A 22248-nucleotide genomic window follows, 5' to 3' on the forward strand; every position below is an offset into this window, starting at 1 on the left:
TCAGAGCTTGAGGGCGCGGAGGCCATCGGCCACTCTCTCCAAGAGGTCACGGTCGGGCAGGGCGGCGAGCGGGACGGGCGGGCGGGCGCTCACCAGTCCCTGGTCGGTCAGGGCGGCGGCGAGCACTCGCAGCGCGGAGACCGGCAGCCGCAGCAGGGCCGCCGCCTCCACCACGGTCAGCGAGCCGCCCTCCAGCGCGCCGAGCAGGGCGTGCTGTGCCGCGGGCAGGCCGGCCGGGGCGGGGCCCCCGGTGCCGGTCAGGACGGACAGCCGCTCCAGGCTGTTGCGGCTGGGCCGGGCGACGCCCCCGGTCGAGAGGTACGCGGGGACGAGCGGGCGGCTGGTGCGGCGGCCGGTCATGCCGGGTGGCCGTCGGCCCCGCGGGGCGCGGCGGCCATGGCCTTCTGGCCGAGCCGGGCGACCTGGGAGTGGACCCGGTGGCCGAGCAGGTCCAGCCGCACCTCGGGACCGCCGTAGGCGGCGACGCAGGTGCCGTGGTCGGTGGGCGCCACCAGGATGTAGCCGTGGTCGGACTCGATGACGACCTGGCGCAGCAGCGCGCCGGGGGCGTCCGCGAAGGCCGCGGCGGCGGTGCGGCAGGCGCCCTGCACGGTCGAGGTGATCGCGGCGACCCGCTCGGCGGACTCCTGGGCGAGCGCAGCGGAGTATCCGGAGACCAGACCGTCCCTGGTGAGCAGCACGGCGGCCCGTACGTGCGGGATCTCCAGGATCGGGTCGAGAACCCAGGCGGTGTCGCCGGTCTCGCGGCTGTTCATAGCGGGTCGCTCCCTTCGGTGGCGGCGGCCTCTCGGGCCGCGTTGGTGGCGGACTGGAGTGCGCCGAGCGCGGCGGCGGATTCCTCGGGGGTACGGACGGGGGACCTCGGCGGTGCCGCCCGGTCGGCGGCCGCGGCGGTCCGGGCCCGGCGGCGGCGCTGCGGGAGCAGGTCGCCGTCGGGGTAGCCGCCGGGTGCGGGCCGGGGGGTGGCCCCGGGCCCGGCGTCGGGGGCGGCGGCCGGTGCGGGCGGCGGCGGGGGGTCCGCGGGAGCGGGCGGCTGCGGGAGCGGGGTTTCGAGAGCGGCGCCCCGCGCGGCCTCCTCCCGGGTGGGACGCCGGTCGGCGAAGGCGTCCGGGTGCCCCTCGGGCCCCTCGTGCTCCTCCGTCCGGTACTGCCGGGTGGAGGGGGCGGCGCTGGCGGAGGGCGGGTGGAGCAGGGGGTCGATGTACGACAGCAGATGTGTCTTGATCAGCAGGACGGCGCGGACGCCGCCGTAGGGGGAGGGCGTCGACAGGTCCACGGAGAGGTCGAACTGCCGGGTGAGCTGGCCGATGGCGGCGAGGCCCATCCGGGGCGGGTCGCCGAGGTCGGACAGCATGATCGGCTCGGTCCCGGCCACCAGCCCCTGGGCGGTGCGGCGCTCGTCGGGGGCCATGCCGACGCCCGCGTCGTCCACGGTGACGGTGACACCGTGGTGGGCGCGTTCGAGGTTGACGACGACGGCGGTCTCGGGCGAGGAGTGGCGCAGGGCGTTGTCGAGCAGCTCGGCCATGATGATGGCGACCGGTTCCACGGCGTGCGAGACCAGCGCGGTGCCGGGTTCGAGGTGGTTCTGCACCCGCACCCGGTGGTAGCCGACGAGCCGGGCCTGGCCGCCGGTGACGGCGTCGACGAGGTGCGACTCCTCGCGGGCCAGCCCGACCCACGCTCCGCAGATCACGGCCGCCACCTGGGCGCGGCGCAGCGACTGCTCGTTCTCGTGGTCGAGGGCGTAGAGGGTCTGCGCCAGCTCCGGGTCGTCGTAGCGGAGCTGGAGCCCGTGCAGCACGTCCTGGAGGCGGTAGAGGCCGGCCTGGATCTCGCGGGTGGTGCCGCGCATCCCGGAGCGGGCGGCGGCGTCGACCCGCTTGCGCTCCTGGAGGACGGCCCGGCGCAGCTCCGCCAGCACGGGCTCGGTCCCGGCGCCGACCGGGCCGAGCGGCCCCGGCACGGGGACGTGGGGGTGGGCCAGGCGGGAGGCCTCGGCGGGCATCCGGTGGGCGGCGAGGTGGTCGAGCTCCGCGGAGAACGCGGCCTGTGCCCGGACCAGTTGGGTCTGTGCGGCGTCGAGTCGCTCGCGCACCGCCTCGATCTCGGCGTTCTGGCGGGCTCGTCCCCGCCGCGCGCTCAGCAGTCCGCCGCCGAGTGCGAAGGCGGTCAGTGTCCCGGCGGCCAGGCCGGCTGCGGCCAGCTCCGGTATCTCGATCATGGAAAAGGACCTCGGAAGGGGCAGGGGAATGCCCACGCGATGTGGACGCGCCAAGTACACACTGCAATCAGCCACTTGTCCGCAGTTTTGGCCGGAGATCCTTTTTGTTTTGTCCGAACCACGACTTTGCTGTCACGGTGTCTTCTGTGTGACGGGTCACACACACCGATATCCGGTGGTCGCGGTACCGCTTTCCCGGGCACGGCCCCCGCGGGCCGCGCCGTCCGGTGCGCCGGCGGGATGCCGCCCGGGGTGTGGTCCGGGGCGGCGCGCGCGGGGCCTCGTACGGCTGTGCGGGGCGTCGCGCCGCGGGCCGCCGCGCCGGGCCCGGCCGGGGCCGGGCCGTCTACACTGGGCGCGGGGTCGTGTTGCATCTCGGGATCACTGATCATCTGCGCATGAGGCGAATACCGGCCGACGGCGTCGGTCGCCCAGCCGGCCTCTGGAAGTAGAACTGACTGGGAAGGGTGTGTCGGAGTGACGCGCTATGGGTCTCCGCTGCCGGAGAAGCCACTGCTCGACGGACTGGAGACCAAGTGGTCCCAGTTCTGGAGCGAGGCCGACGTATACCGCTTCGACCGGCCGGGCACCCGCGACACGGTCTTCTCCATCGACACCCCGCCCCCCACGGTGAGCGGATCGCTGCACGTCGGGCACGTGTTCAGCTACACCCACACCGACATCGTCGCCCGCTACCAGCGGATGCGCGGCAAGCACGTCTTCTACCCGATGGGCTGGGACGACAACGGCCTGCCGACCGAGCGCCGGGTGCAGAACTACTACGGCGTGCGCTGCGACCCCTCGCTGCCCTACGACGCCGCCTTCGTGCCGCCGGTCCCCGTCGCGGAGCGCACCGGCAAGGACAAGAAGGCGCCGGCCGTCAGCATCTCCCGGCAGAACTTCGTCGAGCTGTGCGAGCGGCTCACCGCCGAGGACGAGCAGGTCTTCGAGGAGCTGTGGCGCAAGCTGGGCCTCTCCGTCGACTGGTCGATGACCTACACCACCATCGGCAAGGAGGCCCAGAAGGTCTCCCAGGCCGCCTTCCTGCGGCTGCTCGGCCGCGGTGAGGCGTACCAGTCCGAGGCGCCGACCATGTGGGACGTCTCCTTCCAGACCGCGGTCGCCAACGCCGAGGTCGTCGAGAAGGAGGTCGCGGGCGCCTACCACCGCCTGGCCTTCAAGCACGGCGACGAGGACGTCTTCATCGAGACGACCCGCCCCGAGCTGCTGCCCGCCTGCGTCGCCCTGGTCGCCCACCCGGACGACGAGCGCTACCGGCCGCTCTTCGGCCAGGAGGTCTCCTCCCCGCTGTTCGGCGTCCGCGTCCCGGTGGTCGCCCACCACGCCGCGGACCCCGAGAAGGGCAGCGGCATCGCCATGATCTGCACCTTCGGCGACATGAACGACGTGCTGTGGTGGCGCGAGTTCAAGCTGCCCACGCGCACCGTGATCGGCCGCAACGGACGGCTGCTGCCGGTCGACTTCACCGAGCTGCCGTGCGAGGACGCCGCGCGCGCCCAGGAGATCTACGACACCGTCGTCGGCAAGACCGTGCACACCGCCCGGGAACTGCTGGTGGCCGAGCTGCGCGAGTCCGGCAGCCTTGTCGGCGACCCCCGGCCGACCACCCGTCCGGTGAAGTTCTTCGAGAAGGGCGACAAGCCCCTGGAGATCGTCAGCAGCCGGCAGTGGTTCATCCGCACCGTCGAGCACCGCGACGAGCTGCTCGCCCGGGGCGAGGAACTCCAGTGGCACCCCCGGCACATGCAGTCGCGGTACAACGACTGGGTCAAGGGCCTGAACATCGACTGGCTGATCAGCCGCCAGCGCTTCTTCGGCGTCCCCTTCCCGATGTGGTACCGGCTGGACGAGGCCGGTCAGCCGGACTACGACGCGCCGATCGTCCCGGACGAGTCGACGCTGCCGGTCGACCCCTCCAGCGAGTGCCCGCCCGGGTACACCGAGGAGCAGCGCGGCGTGCCCCACGGCTTCATGGGCGAGCCGGACGTCATGGACACCTGGGCCACCTCCTCGCTCAGCCCGCAGCTCGCGGGCGGCTGGCTCTCCGACCCGGAGCTGTTCGCCCAGGTCTACCCGATGGACCTGCGCCCCCAGGCCCACGACATCATCCGGACCTGGCTGTTCACCACGGTCGTCCGGTCCCAGCTGGAGTCCGGCGTCCTGCCCTGGAAGCACACGGCGCTCTCCGGCTGGATCCTCGACCCGGACCGCAAGAAGATGTCCAAGTCGCAGGGGAACGTCGTCACCCCGGGCCACCTCCTGGAGGAGTACGGCGCGGACGCGGTCCGCTACTGGGCGGCGAGCGGCCGTCCGGGCACGGACACCGCCTTCGACCCCCAGCAGATGAAGATCGGCCGCAGGCTGGCCATGAAGCTGCTGAACGCGAGCAAGTTCGTGCTGTCCCTGCCCGCGCCGGGCGAGGGCGCCCGGACGACGGACCCGTTCGACCGGGCCCTGGCGGCGCGGCTCGCGGGCACGGTGCGGGAGGCCACGGAGGCGCTGGAGGGCTTCGACTACACGTCGGCGCTGGACAGCATCGAGCGGTTCTTCTGGTTCTTCTGCGACTACTACGTCGAGCTGGTCAAGGAGCGCGCCTACGGCAAGGAGTCCCAGGAGGGCGCCGAGTCGGCGCGGGCCACGCTGCGGCTCGCCCTGGACGTGGTGACCCGGATGCTCGCCCCGGTGCTGCCCTACACCACCGAGGAGACCTGGTCCTGGACCCATGACTCCACCGTGCACCGGGCCGCCTGGCCGGTGGTGGAGGAGCTGGCCGGGGCCGCCGCCGAGGGCCGCCCGGAGCTGACCGAGGTCGCCTCCTCCGTGATCACGGTCATCCGCAAGGCGAAGTCCACGGCGAAGGTGTCCATGCGCGCCGAGGCCGCCCGGGTCGTCCTGCGGGCCCCGGCCGCGGTGCTGGATGACGTCCGGCTGGTGAGCGCGGACGTCCGGGCCGCCGGCGCGGTGCGGGAGTTCGAGTTCGTGGCGGACGAGGACGCCGAGCTGACCGTCGAGGTCGAGCTGGCGTGACGCCCGCGCGGCGGTGACCGCCGCCCCGAACGCCCCCGAGGGCCCCCTCCGCGCCGCGGTCGGGGCCCTCGGCCGTGGCGGGGGGCGGGGGACGCACCGGGCGGACGGGGAACGGCGGTCCGGGGCCGCGGGGTGGCGCCGGTGGCGTCGGTGGCGGGGCGCGCGGGGGCGGTGGGGCCGGTGGGGCCGTCGGGCGGACTCCGGGCCCGGCGGTACGCTTCTGATCCACCGTCATTCACATCGGGCGGCCCGGGACATTCGCCGGTGAACGGGCCGGTCCGCGGGGGGACGCGGCGCACCGGCGCCCGGTTCCGGCGCGGACGGCGTCCGGCGCCCGGGGCCGCCGGGGAGCAGCCCGTGCCTGAGCCGGAACAGAGTGGTGCGCACACCGATTTGGGACAGGACCGGCCCCACGGCGCCCGGATCTACGACTACCTCCTCGGCGGGTCGACGCACTACGCCGTGGACCGGCGCGCGGGCGACGAGCTGACGCGGGCGTTCCACCCCATCGAGACCACCGCCAAGGTCAACCGGGCCTTCGGGCTGCGGGCCGTGAGGCGTCTCGTGCGCCTGGGCGTCCGGCAGTTCGTCGACGTGGGCACCGGCCTCCCCCACGCGCCCCACCTCCATGACGAGGCGCAGGCGATCGCCCCCGAGTGCCGGTTCGTCCATGTGGACAACGACCCGCTCGTGATCGTCTACGCCGACGAACTGCTGCACGGCACCCCCGAGGGGCGTACGGAGCGGGTCCGGGCCGATGCCACCGATCCGTCGGGGCTCTGGGAGGCGGTGACGGGGCTGGGCGTCCTCGATCCCGGCTCCCCGGTCGCCCTGATCCTGCACGGACTGCTGCACCTCGTCCCCGACGGACGGGCCCACGAGAGCGTCGCCCGGCTGCTGGAACCGCTGCCGCCGGGGTCGTACCTGAGCCTGAGCCACTGCACCGGGGACTTCGCCCCCCGGGAGTGGCGGGCCGTCGCCGAGGTCTGCGCGCGGTACGGCACCCCGCTGCGGGTGCGGGGGCACGCGGAGGTGGCCGCCTTCTTCGACGGCCTCGAACCGGTCGGCCCCGGGCTGGTCCCCGCCCACCGGTGGTTTCCGGAGCCGGGCAGCGGGCCCGGGGTGGTCAGCGACCGGCAGGCGTCGCTCTACGCGGGTGTCGCCCGCAAGCCCTGACCGCCGCCTCGGCTGTCGCCCGCGCCGCCGGGGGAGGGCACGGGGCCGGGCCCGAGGCCCCGGCGCGGGGGCGATGTCCCTGCCCGGGTGGGCCGGAGGGCGTGCCGGGCAGGGGCGACCCGGGGGCGCGGCCATGACGGGCGGGCCGGGAGGTGTGACAGGCGGGCGGGCGGTCCGGGCCCCGGGGACCGGTGTGCCGCCGCCCGTGCTCGCGCCCGCGCGCTCGTCGCGCCGCTCCAGCCCCGGCGCCTTCCGCGCCAGCCGTGCAGCCCGTGCCGTCCGCGTCTGCCGTGGTCTCCGCGCCGCTTCAGCTCCCGGGCCCGCCGTGCGGTCAGTGTCCTCGGAGCCCTGTCGCGCAGTCAGTGCCCTTCGAGTCGTCCACGCTCGCCGTGCCTGCCGCGCTCGCCTGGCCGTCCGTGTCCGCCGCCCTCGCCGCGCCGCTCCGGTCCCCGGTGCCTTCCGCGCCCGCCGCGCAGTCAGCGCGCTCCGAACCTGCCGCGCCGCCCGCGCCCGTCGCGTCCTCCGCGCTCGCCGTGCCGCCCGCGCTCGCCGTGCCTGCCGTGTCCGCCGAGCCGCCCGCGCCCTCCGCTCCCGCCGTGCCGACGGCCCCGCCGCGTCCCGTGGACCGGCCGTCGGCACGGTAGCGCTCCGCCAGTTCGTGGAGCAGGCTCCGGGACGCCTCCGGTTCCAGCGCGTGGGCGCGCAGCCGGTCGAAGGCGCGTTCCCGGTGGTCCACCATCTCCTCCTCCTGGATGAACAGCCCGCCGTCCAGGTTCTCCGCGTAGGCGACCTTGGGCACCCGGCCCTCGAAGTCGAAGAGCAGGGTGCTGCCCAGCTCGACCGGCAGGTCGTAGTGGCGCCCCTGTTCGGCCACGCGCACCTGGTGGCCGCGCCGCCGCGAGAGGGTGATCAGGTGCTCCATCTGCCCGGCCATGATCTCCGGCGAGCCGACCGGGTTCAGCAGCGCCGACTCGTGGACCACGCAGATCAGGTTCTTCCCCGGCGCCGCGGCGAACCGCTCCCGGCGGGCCCGGCCCAGCCGCAGCAGCGCGTCCTGCGCCCCGCCCCCGCCGGGGCCGCGCCGGATCAGGGCCTCGGCGTAGGCGGGCGTCTGCAGCAGCCCGTACAGCAGGACGCAGTCGTTGGCCTTGACGCGGGTCGCCATGTCCTCGAAGCTCACCACCGCCTGGAGGTACGGCGGGGCCACCGTCGACCACCTGTCCCACCAGGTCGGCTGGTTGGCGAGTTCGGCCAGGCGGAGCAGCCGGTCGCGCTCCCGCGCCTCCTCGACCCCGTAGACGAAGAGCAGTCGCAGCAGGTCCTTCTCCTTGAACAGGTGGTGGCCGCGCTCGATCCGGCTCAGCTTGGAACCGGAGCAGCCCATGTGGCGGGCCACGTCCTCCAGCTTCAGGCCGTGCTCCAGGCGCCGGGCGCGCAGGGTGCGGCCGAGCAGCATCCGGGGCGCCGAGGGGCCGATCTCGTTCCGGAGGTAGCGCACCGCGCTCCGATGGCCCTGCCGCTCGCCCCCGCCTCCGCCGTCGCCAGGCTCCGCGGTGCCTGTCGTCTGCCTGACCAACGTTCGCTCCTCGTGTCCGGAATCGTCACCGAGCGTGACCTCCCGGGGCCCGTAGCGCGCGGTGCCGTGCCTCGCGGGGTGTGTCGCGGGGATGCCCCGGTGGTACGCGTGTCCGACCGCCCGCCGGCCCCGGCCGTGTGCCGCCGGTCGCGCGCGGTGGGCGTCGCGGTGGTCAACGTAGCGTCCTCCGGCGGGGGCCGGGGCGCTCGCGGGCGGCCGGGATGGCGCATTCGCGCGGTCGCGGCGCCCCCGGAGGGTGCCGCCGCCCCCGCCGCGGCCTCTGCCACCGGGGGTGATGCGGCGTGCACGGTGGGTACGCGGCGGAGGGTGGGCGCGGGGGTACGGCCGGTTCCGGGCGGGTGGGCGGGAGCGTCCGCCAACGGGGTGCGGCGGGGGCCCCGATGTGGGCGGGCGCACACGGGCCGAGCTGCGGAAACGCCGCCGGACCGAGGGGTTCCGGGGTCGTCCCGGGCGAGGGTGGAAGGCGTGGCCGGGACCCGGGGGAGGGGTCTCCCGCCGGTGCTCCGGCACGGCCTTTCGCGGGGCCCCGGAGGTGGGCCGGGGGCGCCGCGGGGACGGCCCGGCGGGGTCCGGTCCGTCCGGGCCGCCCATTCTGGCCGGTATGCGAGGGTGGTCCGGACGGTCCGCGCCCATCGTGTGGGCATATGTGGACGTCATGTGCCATGGTTGCCGGAGGCATATGGCCACGCGCGGTCGCGCACCGCCGGACCGTCCGGAGCCGGTCGGCCCGGCCGCCCGCGCCGGATGCCCGGACCGGGGCGGCGGTGCCCCGCGGTCACCCGCCGTCGCGGATGTACGTCACACCGAACGCCCGCACCTGGCGGTACTCCTGGAGCCTCGTGGCGAGGTCGAAGGCGTCGCCGGTGATGTACTGGAAGATGTCCAGGCCCCGGCCGAGCAGGATCCGCCACCCCGTGTCGGTGACGACCGAGCGGTCGTGGATGGTCCCGGAGAACGAGACCTCCAGCCGGATGCCGGCCGCCGCCGCGCCCTCCCGCACCTTGAGCAGGAACTCGAGCTGCTTGCGGACCTTCTCCTCGCCGCCGGTGCTCTCCGAGGTGACGAGCGCGACCTCCACCTCGTCGGCCGCGTCCTTGGCGGTGGCGATCCCCTCCAGCAGTTCCATCAGGTTGCGGGCCTGGTGGAACTGGCGGATGTAGGGATCGGTGACGGTGATCCGCCCGGCGCCGCGCAGATACGGCACGAGGAGCGTGCCGAACGAGACGCCGCGCTGGTTCTCCTGGAACTCGCGGTGCCCCTCGAACAGCGGGGCCTCCCCGTGCGGCGCGGGCTCGCCGGGGCTCCCGTTCCGCGCGGGCGGCACCGCGGCGGCGGCCTCCGGCCCGGCGGTGGCCTCCGGCTCCCCGGCGGTGCCCTCCGCCTCCCCGTCGGCGCTACCGCCGGTGTCCGCGGGGCCGCCGTGGGAACCGGCGCGCCGCCGGGAGTGGTAGTACGCCGGGTACTCGTCCTCCTCCAGCGTGGACACCGGGTGCCAGGACCCGTCGCCGTCCAGGTAGCCGAACCTGACGCCGGGCATCGTCGGGTCGATCCGCAGGATCTGGTCCTTGACGCGCTTGCGGCCCTCGATCGCGAACCGCAGGATCTCCTCGGTCTCCCGGAGCGAGGCGTCCCCGTGCGGGTGGAGGATCTTCATCATCCCGGAGAACGTCTTGTGGACCCCGTCGCGGTCGCGCGTCGAGATGTCCGGGGAGAGCGAGAGGCCGTGGCGCAGGTAGCGGTCCGAGAAGTCCTGGGAGCGCATCGACTTGAGGACCTCGGCGATGTAGTCGACGACGAAGCCGTACCCCCGCGAGAACATCTCGCCGCGGATGGTGTCCACCTCCCACCCGGGGAGGTAGCAGTGCAGCCGGTCCAGGTAGGCGGAGTCGTGGTAGCTCTCGGGCAGTTCGTCGAACAGGTCGGAGTGCTTGAGCATGTACGGCACGGTGTGCGAGGTGTTGCCGACGAACACCATCGACGCCTCGGCGCCCAGCGTCTCCACGCCCCGGGAGAAGGACTTGTTCGCCATGTAGTTCTTCAGGATGTCCACGAGCGCCCGGTCGGCCCGCTTCCTCCGGCCCGCGAACTCGTCGAACGCGACGACGTCCCAGTAACCCACCAGGCCCAGGCGCCCGTTGGCGTTGTTGACGAACAGCTTCGGCACGGTGACCTCGCCGCCGGAGACCAGCATGCCGTGCGGCGAGAACTCCGAGAAGACGTGGGACTTCCCGGTCCCCTTGGGGCCCAGTTCGACGAGGTTGTAGTTCCGCTCGGCGAACGGGACGAGCCGGGCGAGCTGGAGGAGCTTGGCCCGCTTCCCGAACAGCGCGGGGTCGAACCCGACGGACTGCACCAGCAGGTCGATCCACTCGTCGGTGGTGAACTCGCGCCGGGCCGCCAGATAGCCGTCGACGTCGAAGTTCGACAGCTGGATGGGCTTGAGGGACCCGAGGATCCACGGCACGGCCCGCAGCTCGGAGCTGTGGAAGTACTCGATGTCGCAGATGCACCACACCCCGCCGACCAGCAGCTTCGGATGGGCCTTGACCGTGGCGGGCTCCACCGGCACGCCCTTGACGCCGAGGTTGGCGAACTCGGCCTCGTAGACGTCGTCCTTCTCGTTGAGCGTGACCGTGACCCTGTCGATGATCCGGTGCCGGCCCCGCTCCCGGATGGTGGACTTCACCAGCTCGGACTGGTTCCGGTGCACGTAGTGGTCGGCCAGGATCCTGCGCACCGTGTCGATGCCCGCCCGGATGGTGGCCTCGTCGTCGGAGGCCGCGTACTGCCCGAGCAGGTACTCCAGCACGTAGGACGGCACGATGGCGTTGCCCTTGACGGCCTTGACCAGGTCCTTGCGCACGACGGCGCCCGCGAAGAGCCGGTTGGCCTTCAGGTCCAGGGCGCTCCTGACCGGGGCGGCGCCGTCCGTGCCGCCGGCGCCGCCCGCGGCCTCCGGGGCCGCCGCCGTGCCGGGACCCGCCGGACCGGCCGGAGCGGCCTCGCTCACGTCACTCACTTCCGCACACCCTCCCTTAGAAGTCGAAGTCCGAGGCGAACGAGCGCTTGAGCGTGTACAGCGCCCGGCCGTGGACGCGCCACTGGTTCGTGTGGGGGATCTGCTCCTCCAGCCTGAACTCGACCGTCCGGTCGTTGTGCTGGTTCGCGTCCCGGCCGAGGAGCATGACGGCGCTCTGGTACCGGTCGCGCTTGTCGGCGGACTCCTGGTCGAACACCAGCCGGACCTGGTTGGAGATCAGGGTGTCGCCGCAGTACAGACCGGCCCGCACGGTGCGCGGCTGGACCTTCGCGCTGACCGGTTCGCTCTGGAACAGCTTGACCACGAGCTGGCCGGTGGTGATCTTGTCCGTCTCCGGGAGGATGTCGATGTTCACCGGCCGGGTGTCGCTCCGGCGCTTGCGGTTGACGGTGAGCACGGGCACGACGATCTCCTGGAGGGCCGCACCGCCGTGGACGAACCGGGCGCCGGAGCCCCGGAGCCGCAGCCGGTGCACCGACTTGGGGATCTGCACCTCCAGGTCGCTGTCCAGTCCGAGCTGCGCCGGGGTGAACGTGTGGAACGCCGGGTCCTCCTTCAGCCCCGTGCCGAGGACGAAGCGGCGCGCCTGCACGGCGATCCGGTCGCCCTGCGGCGCGACGGACAGATGGCCCCCGTCGCCCGGGGCCGAGTCCTGGAAGAGGAAGCCGTGGTCGGCGGTGACCAGGATGTTGGTGGCGTCGGCGCTCGTCAGCCGCTTGATCAGGGCGACGAGTTCCCGCAGCGTCTCCTCCGCGGCCTCGAACACCTGCCGCTCGGTGCTCCGCTTGTCCCCGGTCGCGTCGATGCGGTTGTGGTAGACGTACAGGACCTGGTGGCGGCGGTACAGCTCGCGGACCTCGTCGCGGGTCATCCCGAGCAGGTCCTCGGCGGGTACCGCCGTGCCGCCCTCGTCGGCGAGGATCCTGCCGCGGTTCTCGCTGCCCGCGGTCGGCCGCCCGTCCACGTGGACCAGATCGCGCCGGCCGGTGTGCCCGAGCGTGGTGTGCGGCAGCAGCGCGGCCATCCCGAGCTGGGTGTAGCTCGGCAGCACGCCCAGGACGGCGTCCAGGGCCGCGTCGAACCGGTCCTCCTTGCGCACGCGCTCGCCCAGTTCCTCGGCGATCTCGTAGCGCAGGGCGTCGGAGACGATCACGACGGCCTTGCGCCGGCCGTCCCGGACGAGGGGGCGGACGTGGTCCGCGAAGAACGAGGTCTGGGGGCGCAGGACGGCCGAGTGCCACCGGCCGACCCCGTCGACGTGCCGCTGCCAGGCCGCGCCCAGGGGGTGCAGGAACCTGTTCGCGTAGAACGCCTCGACCTGCGCCCGCAGTTCCTCCAGGGGCCCGCCGTGCTCGGCGGCGCGCGCCGCGCGGATGAACCGCCGGTAGAGCTGGTCGACGCGGAACCACTCGCGCCGGTAGCGGTCCAGCCCCTCGTCGAACGAGCCCATCGACAGGTCGATCGAGCCGAGCGCGGTCAGCAGCTCGGAGGCGCTGCCGATCGCGGCGTACAGATTGCGGTACCCCTCGATCCAGATGCTGCTCTGGCGGGCGCGGACGATCTCGGTGACCTCGCGGGCCGGGAGGGTGCGGTCGGCGACGGCCCGGGCGAGATCGCTGATGATCTTCCGGTCCACGTCCTCGAACAGGTCGTTGCCCACGAGGTCCGCCAGGGCCGCGTCCTCGATGGCTGCCACGTGGTCCAGGTCGCGGGCGGCCCGCCGGGCGAGGGTGCTCATCGCCCCCCGGCTGCGGACGTCGTAGCGCAGGCTGCCGAAGTCGAGCTGGATGTTGCGCAGTCCGCCGGGGTGCTCGGCGGCGAACCCGGCGGCGGCCTGCCGGAACATCCACAGCACGAAGTCGTCGACGCCCGGCCGCTCCGACCGGTAGCCGTAGATCCTGGCGACGCCCCGCCAGTGGAACGCTTCCAGGCCGTGGTCGGCCAGGAGGCCGTACCCGGCGTCGTCGCCGGCGGCGTTCTCGACGAGCAGGGCGCGGGTGATCTCCAGCAGGCTGTGCTCGCTCCCGCCCAGCAGCACCGCCGCCATCTTGGCGCGCAGCCGGTCGGCGTCGTCCCCGGGGTGGAGCAGTGCCCTGAGGGCCTGCACCCGCTTCGCGGACCGGAAGAACCGCTCGTGCTCCCGCACCACCTCGCCCGTTCCCTCGTCGGTGAGCCCGAGTTCCTTGCGCGTCAGGGAGACCCGGTCCGCGGTGAACACCCCGTGGGCCAGCTCCAGGTCGAGCAGCCAGTTGTCGATCCCGGTGGGCACCGGGCCCCGCCGGTAGACGAGGAACTTCGCGGTGGGCTCCGCGCGCAGCAGCCGGTGCTTGACCGTGTACTCGTCGTTGGCGACCCGGACGACCTCGACGCCCTCCAGGCCGAGCGCATCGAGGTCGGCGGCGTACTCGCCCTCCGGGTCGTGCCAGAACACCACCCGGCGCGTCTCGAACCGGCGCTCCAGGTGGGAGCGGACGGCGGACGCCTCACTCATGGCCCGCCTCCAGCCCGGGGATCCGCCGCAGGGCGGCGCCGAGCCTCGGGTAGTTGGCCCGCACCCCGTCGTCGAGGTCGAGCCGCACCTGCTGGGTGGCCAGCGGGTACAGCACGTCGTGCTCGTAGGAGTCGAGTTCGAGCAGGACCTTGCGCAGCCGGTCGGTCTCCTTCTGGGCGGCGGCCCGCTCCCGGGCGGTGCCGGTCCCGGCGGCGATCCCCTCGTGGTGCCTGCGTCCCGCCTCCAGCTTCCCCCGGTACTCGCGCAGGTACTCGTTGAGCACCGTGGAGACGGTCGAGGGCGTGTAGCGGTGCGCGTAGACGAGGGCGTTGAACGAGCCCTTGGGGCTGGAGAACATCCAGTAGACGGGGCGCTTGCGGTACCGCTGGACGTGGTCCTTGTAGAACGACTTCAGGAAGTAGTCGCGCAGGTCCCCGACGCCGAGCGACGCGGTGACGAAGCGCAGGTTCTCCTCGAAGTGCTCGTCGCCGAACGCGGTGCGCAGGAACCGGCGGAAGCGGGCGGCGATGTCGTCCTCGAACCAGTCGCCGCCGACGATCGGGATGACGTTGTCCTTCTCGGGCGGGAACGACGGCTCGGGCACCTTCGCCAGGTAGTCCCGGAGGGTGGCCCCCTGGTCCGCGAGGACCAGTCCGGGCACGTCGAGGCTGTAGCGGCCGAACATGCAGCCCACGGCGTAGGAGACGAGGTCGGCCAGCCACTCGGGGGCCCGCTTGCCCTCGGACTCCGTGGTGAAGCGGGTGAAGTCGGTCGCCGTGTCCGGCGGGGTGTAGCCGTACGTCCGGTTGAGGACGGCCTCGTTCTCCAGCTCCAGCTCCCGCGCCTCGGCCCCGAGGCCGGCCCACTCCTCGCACAGGCCGTCCAGGAAGGCGGGGAGCGGGGCCCGGCCGTGCCGCGCGATGCGGTCGCCGAACCCGGTGAAGTCCCAGGAGGTCTCCGACGCGTCCCAGTCCGCGCGCGCGATCTCCACCAGCCGCCGCGCGTTGCGGACCAGGACCGCGGCGTCCGGCGCGGACGGCTCGGCGAAGGGGATCTTCGCGAGGTCGCCGACCTGGATCGTCGTCGAGGGGTTCAGCGCCGCGGTGAACTCGTGGGTGACCCTGCTGTTGAGCAGCGCGAGGACGATCTCGGACGGGACGCCGTCGGGGAAGCCCGAGGACCCCTTCACGTCGAAGAGGAACCCGGCGGGGGAGTGGCGGGCGGCGAAGCCGGAGGTGGAGATGTCCGACCAGGTCACACCGGGCCGGAAGTACCACTCCTCGTTGGAGATCTTCCAGCTCAGGTTGTCGGGCGAGAGCTGGGGGTAGGCCGCGAGGGTGGCGGCCTTGATGTCGCGCCCGTCGTCGAACCAGTCGACGACGAAGTCCTGGTTGCCGTACCAGCGCCGGAGCCCACCGCCCTTGTGGTACGGGAACCAGCGGCGCCCGGAGGCCACGGCGGCGTCCGCGCTCTCGCAGCCGCGGCCGATGCCGCCGTGGGAGACCTCGTACCAGCGCCTAAGGAAGCGCTCGTTGTCGCCCGTCCGCATGCCGATCTTCGGCCGGAGCGCGGTCCTGAGGGCGACGGGCAGGGCGAAGGCCGCCGCCAGCGCGTCGTCCAGCCAGTAGGCGAGCGGGGCGCCGGGCAGCGCGAGGAAGAAGCCGGACGACCGCAGGAAGGTCCGCGAGGCGTCCCGTCCCGCGGCGGCGTCCCGCAGGGCCGCGTCCTTGGCGGCCTCCGTCCCCTCGGCGGTCAGGCGGACGAAGGTCCCGGCCCGGTCCGCGGCGCCGCCCGCCTCCACCACGAAGGCCGCCGTCGACACGACCTCGCCGTTGATCGCCCCGAAGGCCCGCGTGCCGAGGTGGGCGAAGGCGGTGGGCCGGTTGGCCGCCAGCAGTTCCTTGCGCATCGCCTCGTACGCGCTCAGGAACATCCACGTCTGCATGGTGACCATGGCGACCGAGCCGCGCGGCGCGACGAGCTGGAAGGCGCGCTCGATGAACATCGCGTACAGGTCGTGCCGGGTGCGGGGGAAGACCCGCTTGGCGAAGGCGGTCAGCTCCGGCCCGAAGCTCCGGGCGCCCATGTAGGGCGGATTGGCCACCACCACGGTGTACTGCCGCAGCAGGGCCTCGGCCTGGGCGACGACGCGGTGGGCCCGCTCGACCACGTCCTGGCTCATCAGGTCGTCGCCGTCGGGGGCGCCGCTCGCGAGGTGGGCGGCGAGCCGCGCCGTCAGCTTCTCGTCGGGGCGGATCAGCGAGCCCAGCACGTCCGCGTCGGCGAACTGGTTCCAGAACGCCTCCTCGGCCGCACGCGGCCCCTCGGCGGTGAGGAGGAGGTCGAGTTCCTGCCGGGTGAAGGAGTGGGGTTCGAGGACGCGGATGCCCGGCTCGATCCCCTTGGCGAAGAAGGTGCGCTGGCGGGCGCGGCCCTTCATCGAGAGCGCGAACGCGGCCAGTGCTCCGGCCCGGGGGTCGATCTCGGTCCCGTGGAGGTTGTGGGTCAGGATGAGCCCGGGGATGTCGGAGGGCGCGTAGCCCTCCTCCTCGTAGATGGCGTACAGCAGGTCGAACGCGTAGGTGAGCAGGTGGCCGGAGCCGCACGCGGGGTCGATGATCCGCAGTTCCTCGGGGCCGCCGATCCTCGGGTGGTCGCCCTGCTCGCCGTCCGGGGCGATGTAGTGCTCCATCCGGTCCGCGAGCCGGGAGTCGGGCCGGTTGAGCAGCCAGATCCGCCCGAGGGAGTTCTCGACGAGGTAGCGGACGATCCAGTGCGGGGTGAAGAGCTGGGTGGCGGCGGGGATCTCGGCGGCGCCGGCCTTCCGCTTCCGCTTGAACCCGGCGAAGACCTCGTCCTTGCGCTCGGAGATGTAGAACTGGTAGAGCCAGCCGATGACCTCGACGTCCTCGCAGACCTCGGGGGTCAGCACGGCGGCGGCGCGGGCGAGCACCGAGTCGTCCGCGAGGAGGTTCGCGGGGATGAGCAGTTCGGTGTAGTCGCCCTCGCGCTCGAACATGAACGGCATCGAGCGGTTCCAGTGGCGGCAGTACTCCGCGAGCAGCAGGGCGTACGCCTCGCCCTGCGGGTCGTCGCTGCGGCGGGTGCCGTCGAGCAGGTCCGTGACGGTCCGGGCGGCGAGCGGGCCGACGACCGCGCCGTCGACGCTCCCGCGCTTGGCCTCGGCGAGTATCTCCGGCTGGCCCGCCGCGCCGTCCCGGCCGGCTGAGACGACGCCGACGCCGGTGTAGCCCCTGGCGTCCATGAACCGCAGGGCGACGACGCGGTTGAACCAGGTGTAGGCGACCCGGTCGGCGACGGCGGCACGGCCCTTCTCGCCACCGCCGGCCGCCGCGACGGCCCTCTCCAGTGCCGCGACGGCGCCCCGCCGCTCCACCCGCTCCGGCGAGGCGGGGGCGAGGACGACCGCGACGCGGGCCGCCACCTCGCGGATGAGGGCGGAACGCGCCCAGGTGGCGAAGGACTTGAGCGGGGCGGTTTCCATCAGAGGGCGATTCGCTTTCCGTCGTCGAGCGTGGACAGCAGGGCGCCGCGGAGCGCGTCGAGGTAGCGCTCGACGTCCTCGGCCGTCTCCAGCACCCCGTGGGCGCCGGGCACGGAGACCGTCCTGACCGAGACGGTCCGCCGGGCGGGCGCGGGCGGGGCGCCGTCGGCCCCGCCGCCGCCGGTGTCGGCGGGGCGGGCGGCGGCGAGCCGGTCGAGCAGTTCGGGGTAGGTCTTCTCGTCGAAGCCGTTGCCCGCCTCGCGGACCAGGGCGATCTGCGTCTCCCGCGCCAGGCGCAGCAGGACGCTGTCGATCTCCTCCGTGACCCGCTGCCGGGCCTCCTCGGCGGCCGCCGCGTAGGAGGGCCCGGCCAGTAGTTCGGACCGGCGGGCCTCGACCGCGGCGGTCACCGCGGCGCGGCCGGCCGTGAGCGTCCGGTCGATCAGGTCGCCGAGCGCCTGCGCGGCCTGCTTCAGCCGGCTCATGCGGTTGCCGCGGAACGCGTCGGGGTCCGCCAGCAGCCGCCGGACGTCGGCGTCGCTGCCCGGGGGCAGATAGCCGAGGTTGGTGGTGTTGGCGGCGAGCAGCGCGGCGGCCTCGTCGTAGATGACCCGCTGGGCGCCGTTGAGGAACGACTGGACCGGATCGATCACGGAGTCCTTGGCGTCGAGCAGTTCGTCGCCGAGACCGAAGCCGGTCAGGTACCACTCGTGGGGTTTGTCGACGACCTGTTCGAGCAGGGCGATCGGCTCCGCCAGCCGCTCGGTGAAGGGGTAGGCCGCCGGGTCCCGCCGGGCGCGCAGCTCGTCGAGCAGGGCGCGCAGCCGCTCGCCGCCGTGCCGGGCGAGCTCCAGGGGGTCCTTCGGTGCGGACGCCTCGTCGAAGAACTCGCCGCAGAAGGCGCGGAACGCCGCGACCCGCCGCTCGTCGAAGACCTTCTGCGGGGCGAGCAGCGCGTGGGCGTGCTTCTGGGTGTTGCGCAGCACCGGCGCGACCTCGGTGCGCTTGAGCGTGTTGCCGTCGACGAGGACGGTGAGCTTCGAGGTGCCGACCAGCCAGGCCACGACGGCCTCGATGCTGGCGAGGTCCCAGCCGTAGGGCTTGGTCTGGAAGGCGGCCACCACCGACTTGACGGTCACCTGCTCGCCGAGCCGGTCGCGCCGCACCACGTACGAGAGGACCTCGTCGGCCGGGGCGGCGAGCCGGGACAGCGCCGCGTCGTCGAAGAGGCCGGCCGCGTCGGGGTTGGCGAACGGGGCGATCTGCTGCTCGCCGTAGGTCGCCCCGCCGAGCAGGCCGAGCTGGGTGTAGGTGCGGCCGACGAGGTCCTGGAAGCCGTCGGTGACCCGGGTCAGGGCGTCCCGGGACGCGGAGGCCACCTCGGCGGCGTTGATCACCAGCGTCGCCCTGCCGACCGCCTGGCCGACGCGGTCGGCCAGCTCCCGCTCCCGGTCGACGTTCTGCGCGGCCCGGGAGTTCAGGATCTGGGTCTCGACCGCGGAGAGCGAGGTCGTCTGCTTGCGCTTGGTGTACTTCTCGGTCTTGATCAGGAGCCGCAGGTCGGACAGGACGCGCTCGTCGGGGTCCAGGACGACGCGCAGCTCGTCCTTCCCGGCGCTGTGCATCCGCGTCTCCTCCGGACCGAAGGGGTACTCGGGGGTGATGAAGTGGACGGACAGCTCGTGCTGCTTGCCGTGCACCTGGTCGTCGAGCCGGTAGCCGAAGGTGAAGTCCTGCCCGTTCCGGGCGTAGCGCAGCCGGTTGGTGCGGATGACCTCGCCGGACAGGATCCGGAACAGCCGGGCGGAGACCTCGGAGGCGTCGATGTCGACGTTCTTGATCTCCTCCTCGATGATCTGCTCCTCGTTGCTGAGGTACGCGTAGACGGTGCCGTTGCGCTGGACGTAGGTCTGCGCCTCCAGGACCGCCAGCGCCTCCTGCACCTGCCGGGAGAGGGCGGGCAGGTCGAGCCCGAACCGGTCGTGGACCAGGACGGTCAGGTTGCGCGGGGTGGCCTGGAACCCCTCCACGTACTTGACCAGGAACAGGGCCTTCAGCAGGCGCACGGCCAGCTCGTCGGGGAGGTTGCGCTCCGCGACGTCGATCGAGCGCTGGGCGGCCGACTTCAGCGAGGCGCGGATGCCGGAGAACATGCGGTCGAAGGTGGCGAGGGTGCCGACCTGGGCGTCGCCGACGTCCTTGGCGACCTGCTGCACCACGCCGAGCATGGAGCGCTCGCCGACCGAGCTGTTGCGCCCCTCGAACACGTTGTGGTCCGACAGGCCCTCTATCGCGGCCTGGAACAGCGGGAACTGGTAGCTGACGAAGGGGTACGTGCCGGTGAAGTGCGCCTCGTCGGTGTAGTTGCGGTAGGTCTTCGCGCCGTCGGCGAAGTCGAAGAGGGTCTTGAAGTCCGCGTGCCGCTCGGCGTGGATCCGGGCCAGGGCGGCCCGTCCCGCGTCGTTCTTCTCCAGCAGCCGCTTGCGGATGACCTCCTCGACGTCGGCGCTGGTGAGCTTGACCCGGGTCCGGAACCGCGCCTGGATCTTGGAGAAGTCGTTGCCCTGCTGCCGGGTGCGGTCGCCGACGACCTTGTCCATGTCCTCCTGGGAGGTGACGAACACCCAGGCCCGCCCACGGCACTTGGTGTTCAGGGACTCGGCGATCGTCTGGAGGTTCAGCATCAGATGGGTGCTGGACCCGATGAACTGGCCGACCTCGTCCACGAAGAAGTTCAGCCGGAAGCCCTCGCCCTGCCGGTCGACCCAGGCCGCGACCTCGTGGGCGAAGTCCTCGATCGAGACCCCGTACTCCTTGCGGTACTTGGTCAGGATGTCGGTCGGCGTCCCCTCGCCCCCGCCGCTGATCTCGGCGTAGGCCCTGGCCACGTTGGCCTCCTCGAGGACGCCCTCCTCGCGGCCGTGCGTCCAGTCGCGGCCCGCGATCCGGGCGTACGCCTCCTTGAAGGCGCCGTACTGGCCCCGGTTGTCCAGGTCCCGCTCGAAGCGGGCCACATGGCCCTGGTTGCCGTAGTAGCCGCAGCTCTCGTCGAAGACCTTGACGAACACCTTCAGCAGGGCGTCGCCCTGGTCCTTGGTGATCAGTGTGGCCTTCTGGTCGATGTTGAACAGCAGGCTCTTCGCCGGGACGCGGGCGGCCCGGTCCAGCAGGGCCGGGAGGAAGGAGCCCTGCGCCTTGGCCCGGAAGCTCTCCGAGACCCGCTCGCGCGGGAACTCCCGGCCGTCCACGTCGCCGAGCAGATGCGCGAGCATCTTCAGCAGGTGGGACTTTCCGGAGCCGAAGAAGCCCGAGATCCACACCCCGTTGGCGTTGGTGTAGTCCGTGTACGCCTCCAGCAGGAGTTCGAGCCCCTTGGCCGCCTCGTTGGTCAGGACGTACTCGTCCACCTCGGTGCCCAGGTGCGCGGTGTCATCGGCCTTGATGACGCCCTCGATCGGACGCTGGACGTCCTTGGCGAAGATCTCGTTCAGCTTCAATACGGTCACGCCTCCTGCTCCAGGATGTTCTTGGCCCGGTAGTACTGGTCGTCCGTGAGCCGTCCGAAGAGCACCAGCGACGAGCCCAGGGTGTCGGACTGCCGGTAGTGGCCCGGGAAGAACAGCAGCATCGGCCGGCCGGTCACGACGCTCTGCAGGTTGTTCAGGACGTTGTGCGAGCGGATGTACGGGAAGACCTCGCCGATGCCGGTGAGGAAGAGGACGTCGAAGTCGTCCCCGGCGAGCCGGCCCCGGACGGCCGGCGCGAGGTGGTCCTGGGGATCGAGCATCCCTTGGAGCAGCTCGCGGAAGTCGGCCTTGTCCTGCCCGGGTTCCAGGGCCAGCAGCCGGTCCCAGACCCCGCGCTCGGTGAGCAGCTCCACCGACAGGTCGTAGAGGTCGATCTCGCGGACCGTGATCCCCTTGTTGGCCAGCCGGTTCCTGACGCGCCTGCGGGCGCCCGCGACCGCGAGGGCGTCCTCGGGGTCGTAGGGGTAGAGGAAGAAGGGGACCTCGTTGCTCAGGCCCTCCATCCGCAGGAACCGCTCGCCGCTGAGCACCTGGAACAGGTGCTCCTCCTGCTCGGACAGTTCGGTCGGTGTCACCGCTGGGCCCTTCCGGTGGCGTCGTCGGGGGTCGGGAAGAACCGCAGGTCGCCCGGGGGCCGCGCGGACAGGGCGGCGGCGACGCGGCCCGACGGCACGGCCCGCAGGAGCCGCCCCTCCGCGAGCAGGCCGGCCTCGGCCAGCATCAGGAACAGGTTCGAGCGCAGCTTGCGCAGGGTCGCCCCGCTGACCTCGGCCAGCTCGGGGTGCCACAGCGTCCTGCCCCGCACGAAGGCGTCGAAGTCCTCGTGCCCGAGGGACGGCGTCAGCAGCAGGAACCGCTCGCGCACCACCTCCTCGGCGAACTCGCCGATCAGGGCGTAGCGGCGGCAGGCGGCGGCCCACAGCAGGTGCGCGCGCTCGGTCGCGGTGGCCCCGGTCAGCAACTCCAGCTCGCCGTCGGTGAGCACGGAGAGCCGCTGGGCGACCTCGCGGGCGGAGCGCCGGCCGGACGCGACGGTGCGGGCCTGGAGCAGGTTGTCCCGCTCGATCGCCGCGCGCGTGCGCGGCCAGTCGCGCTCGCGGAGGTACAGCGGGGCGGCGACCAGGGCCTCGCGCATGAGGAGGGCGCCGCTGGTGAACGAGAGCGCGTAGCGGGGCGCGGGGGCGGTCCCTTCCGCCACGGGGCGTCTCCTTCCGGGTCAGGTCGGTCATTCAGGATACGGCGGGCCGGACCCGTCCCGGACGGTGGCCGTGCGGTCCCTCGCCTCCCCCCGGACGGGCACGCCCGCGCCCCTCCCCGGCGGCGGTCCGCCGCCGACGAGTGTAGGCCGACCGGCCCACGGGGAGCGGGGGCGGAGGCCGCCCCGGGGTCCGGGTCCGGACCTCGCCGTCCGGGCATGGCGGGCGCCTCGGGAGGCCGCGGGTCCGCGGGCCGTCCGTCGGCCGGCGCCGTCGGCCGGGTGCGGGGGCCGGACCGCGGAGCCGGGGCGCGGGCGGGCGGAGCGGCCCGGGAAGCGGGCGCGAGGGGCCCCGGCCGGGGCGCGGGCGTCGTGGGCCCGGGGCGCGGGTCTCCGGGCGGGCCGGGACGGGGACGGGCGGGGA

At 73.2% G+C, this 22248-nt stretch carries 12 protein-coding genes; 2 read left to right on the top strand and 10 right to left on the bottom strand.

Translation table 11 applies throughout. The features are described 5' to 3' along the window. The 3 genes from GTY84_RS10515 to GTY84_RS10525 are packed head-to-tail and all read right to left on the bottom strand — an operon-like array spanning position 1 to position 2245. Positions 1 to 360 (bottom strand): DUF742 domain-containing protein, encoded by a 360-nt coding sequence (locus GTY84_RS10515; protein ID WP_161225882.1) that lies wholly within the window; start codon positions 358 to 360, stop codon positions 1 to 3. Then, on the bottom strand, positions 357 to 776 hold the full coding sequence (locus GTY84_RS10520) for a roadblock/LC7 domain-containing protein (protein ID WP_161225883.1): 420 nt from the start codon (positions 774 to 776) through the stop codon (positions 357 to 359). The genes GTY84_RS10515 and GTY84_RS10520 overlap by 4 nt, the downstream gene beginning before the upstream one ends. After that, a complete protein-coding gene (locus tag GTY84_RS10525) occupies positions 773 to 2245 on the bottom strand; it encodes an ATP-binding protein (protein WP_161225884.1) in 1473 nt (490 codons plus the stop codon). Before GTY84_RS10525 ends, GTY84_RS10520 begins: the two co-directional genes overlap by 4 nt. Before the next feature lie 477 nt (positions 2246 to 2722). Here GTY84_RS10525 and valS point away from each other — a divergent pair, with 477 nt between their 5' ends. Beyond that, entirely contained in the window at positions 2723 to 5293 is a 2571-nt protein-coding gene (gene valS, locus GTY84_RS10530) for a valine--tRNA ligase (RefSeq protein ID WP_345943388.1), read from the top strand. Between the two features lie 357 nt (positions 5294 to 5650). Next, complete coding sequence (locus GTY84_RS10535) at positions 5651 to 6469, top strand: SAM-dependent methyltransferase (RefSeq protein ID WP_161225885.1); 819 nt, start codon at positions 5651 to 5653, stop codon at positions 6467 to 6469. A gap of 331 nt (positions 6470 to 6800) precedes the next feature. On the opposite strand, the gene GTY84_RS10540 is transcribed toward GTY84_RS10535, so the two are convergent. The 7 genes from GTY84_RS10540 to GTY84_RS10570 all read right to left on the bottom strand — a co-directional run bounded on the left by GTY84_RS10540 (position 6801) and on the right by GTY84_RS10570 (position 21827). Beyond that, entirely contained in the window at positions 6801 to 8045 is a 1245-nt protein-coding gene (locus GTY84_RS10540; RefSeq protein ID WP_202550290.1) for a helix-turn-helix transcriptional regulator, read from the bottom strand. A 796-nt stretch (positions 8046 to 8841) separates the two neighbouring features. Next, positions 8842 to 11085, bottom strand: coding sequence for a BREX system Lon protease-like protein BrxL (gene brxL, locus GTY84_RS10545; protein ID WP_161225886.1), 2244 nt, complete (start codon positions 11083 to 11085; stop codon positions 8842 to 8844). A gap of 16 nt (positions 11086 to 11101) precedes the next feature. Then, complete coding sequence (gene pglZ, locus GTY84_RS10550; protein WP_161225887.1) at positions 11102 to 13597, bottom strand: BREX-1 system phosphatase PglZ type A; 2496 nt, start codon at positions 13595 to 13597, stop codon at positions 11102 to 11104. Then, on the bottom strand, positions 13590 to 17102 hold the full coding sequence (gene pglX, locus GTY84_RS10555; RefSeq protein ID WP_161225888.1) for a BREX-1 system adenine-specific DNA-methyltransferase PglX: 3513 nt from the start codon (positions 17100 to 17102) through the stop codon (positions 13590 to 13592). Before pglX ends, pglZ begins: the two co-directional genes overlap by 8 nt. Next, on the bottom strand, positions 17102 to 20608 hold the full coding sequence (gene brxC, locus GTY84_RS10560; protein WP_345943389.1) for a BREX system P-loop protein BrxC: 3507 nt from the start codon (positions 20606 to 20608) through the stop codon (positions 17102 to 17104). Before brxC ends, pglX begins: the two co-directional genes overlap by 1 nt. After that, positions 20605 to 21204, bottom strand: a complete 600-nt coding sequence (locus GTY84_RS10565) for a DUF1788 domain-containing protein (RefSeq protein ID WP_161225889.1) — start codon at positions 21202 to 21204, stop codon at positions 20605 to 20607. The genes brxC and GTY84_RS10565 overlap by 4 nt, the downstream gene beginning before the upstream one ends. Next, positions 21201 to 21827 carry a DUF1819 family protein gene (locus GTY84_RS10570; RefSeq protein WP_161225890.1) on the bottom strand — a complete coding sequence of 209 codons (627 nt, stop codon included), beginning with the start codon at positions 21825 to 21827 and terminating at the stop codon, positions 21201 to 21203. Before GTY84_RS10570 ends, GTY84_RS10565 begins: the two co-directional genes overlap by 4 nt. Positions 21828 to 22248: the final 421 nt, after the last annotated feature.

It is taken from the genome of Streptomyces sp. SID8352 (genome assembly GCF_009862265.1).
Taxonomy (GTDB): domain Bacteria; phylum Actinomycetota; class Actinomycetes; order Streptomycetales; family Streptomycetaceae; genus Streptomyces.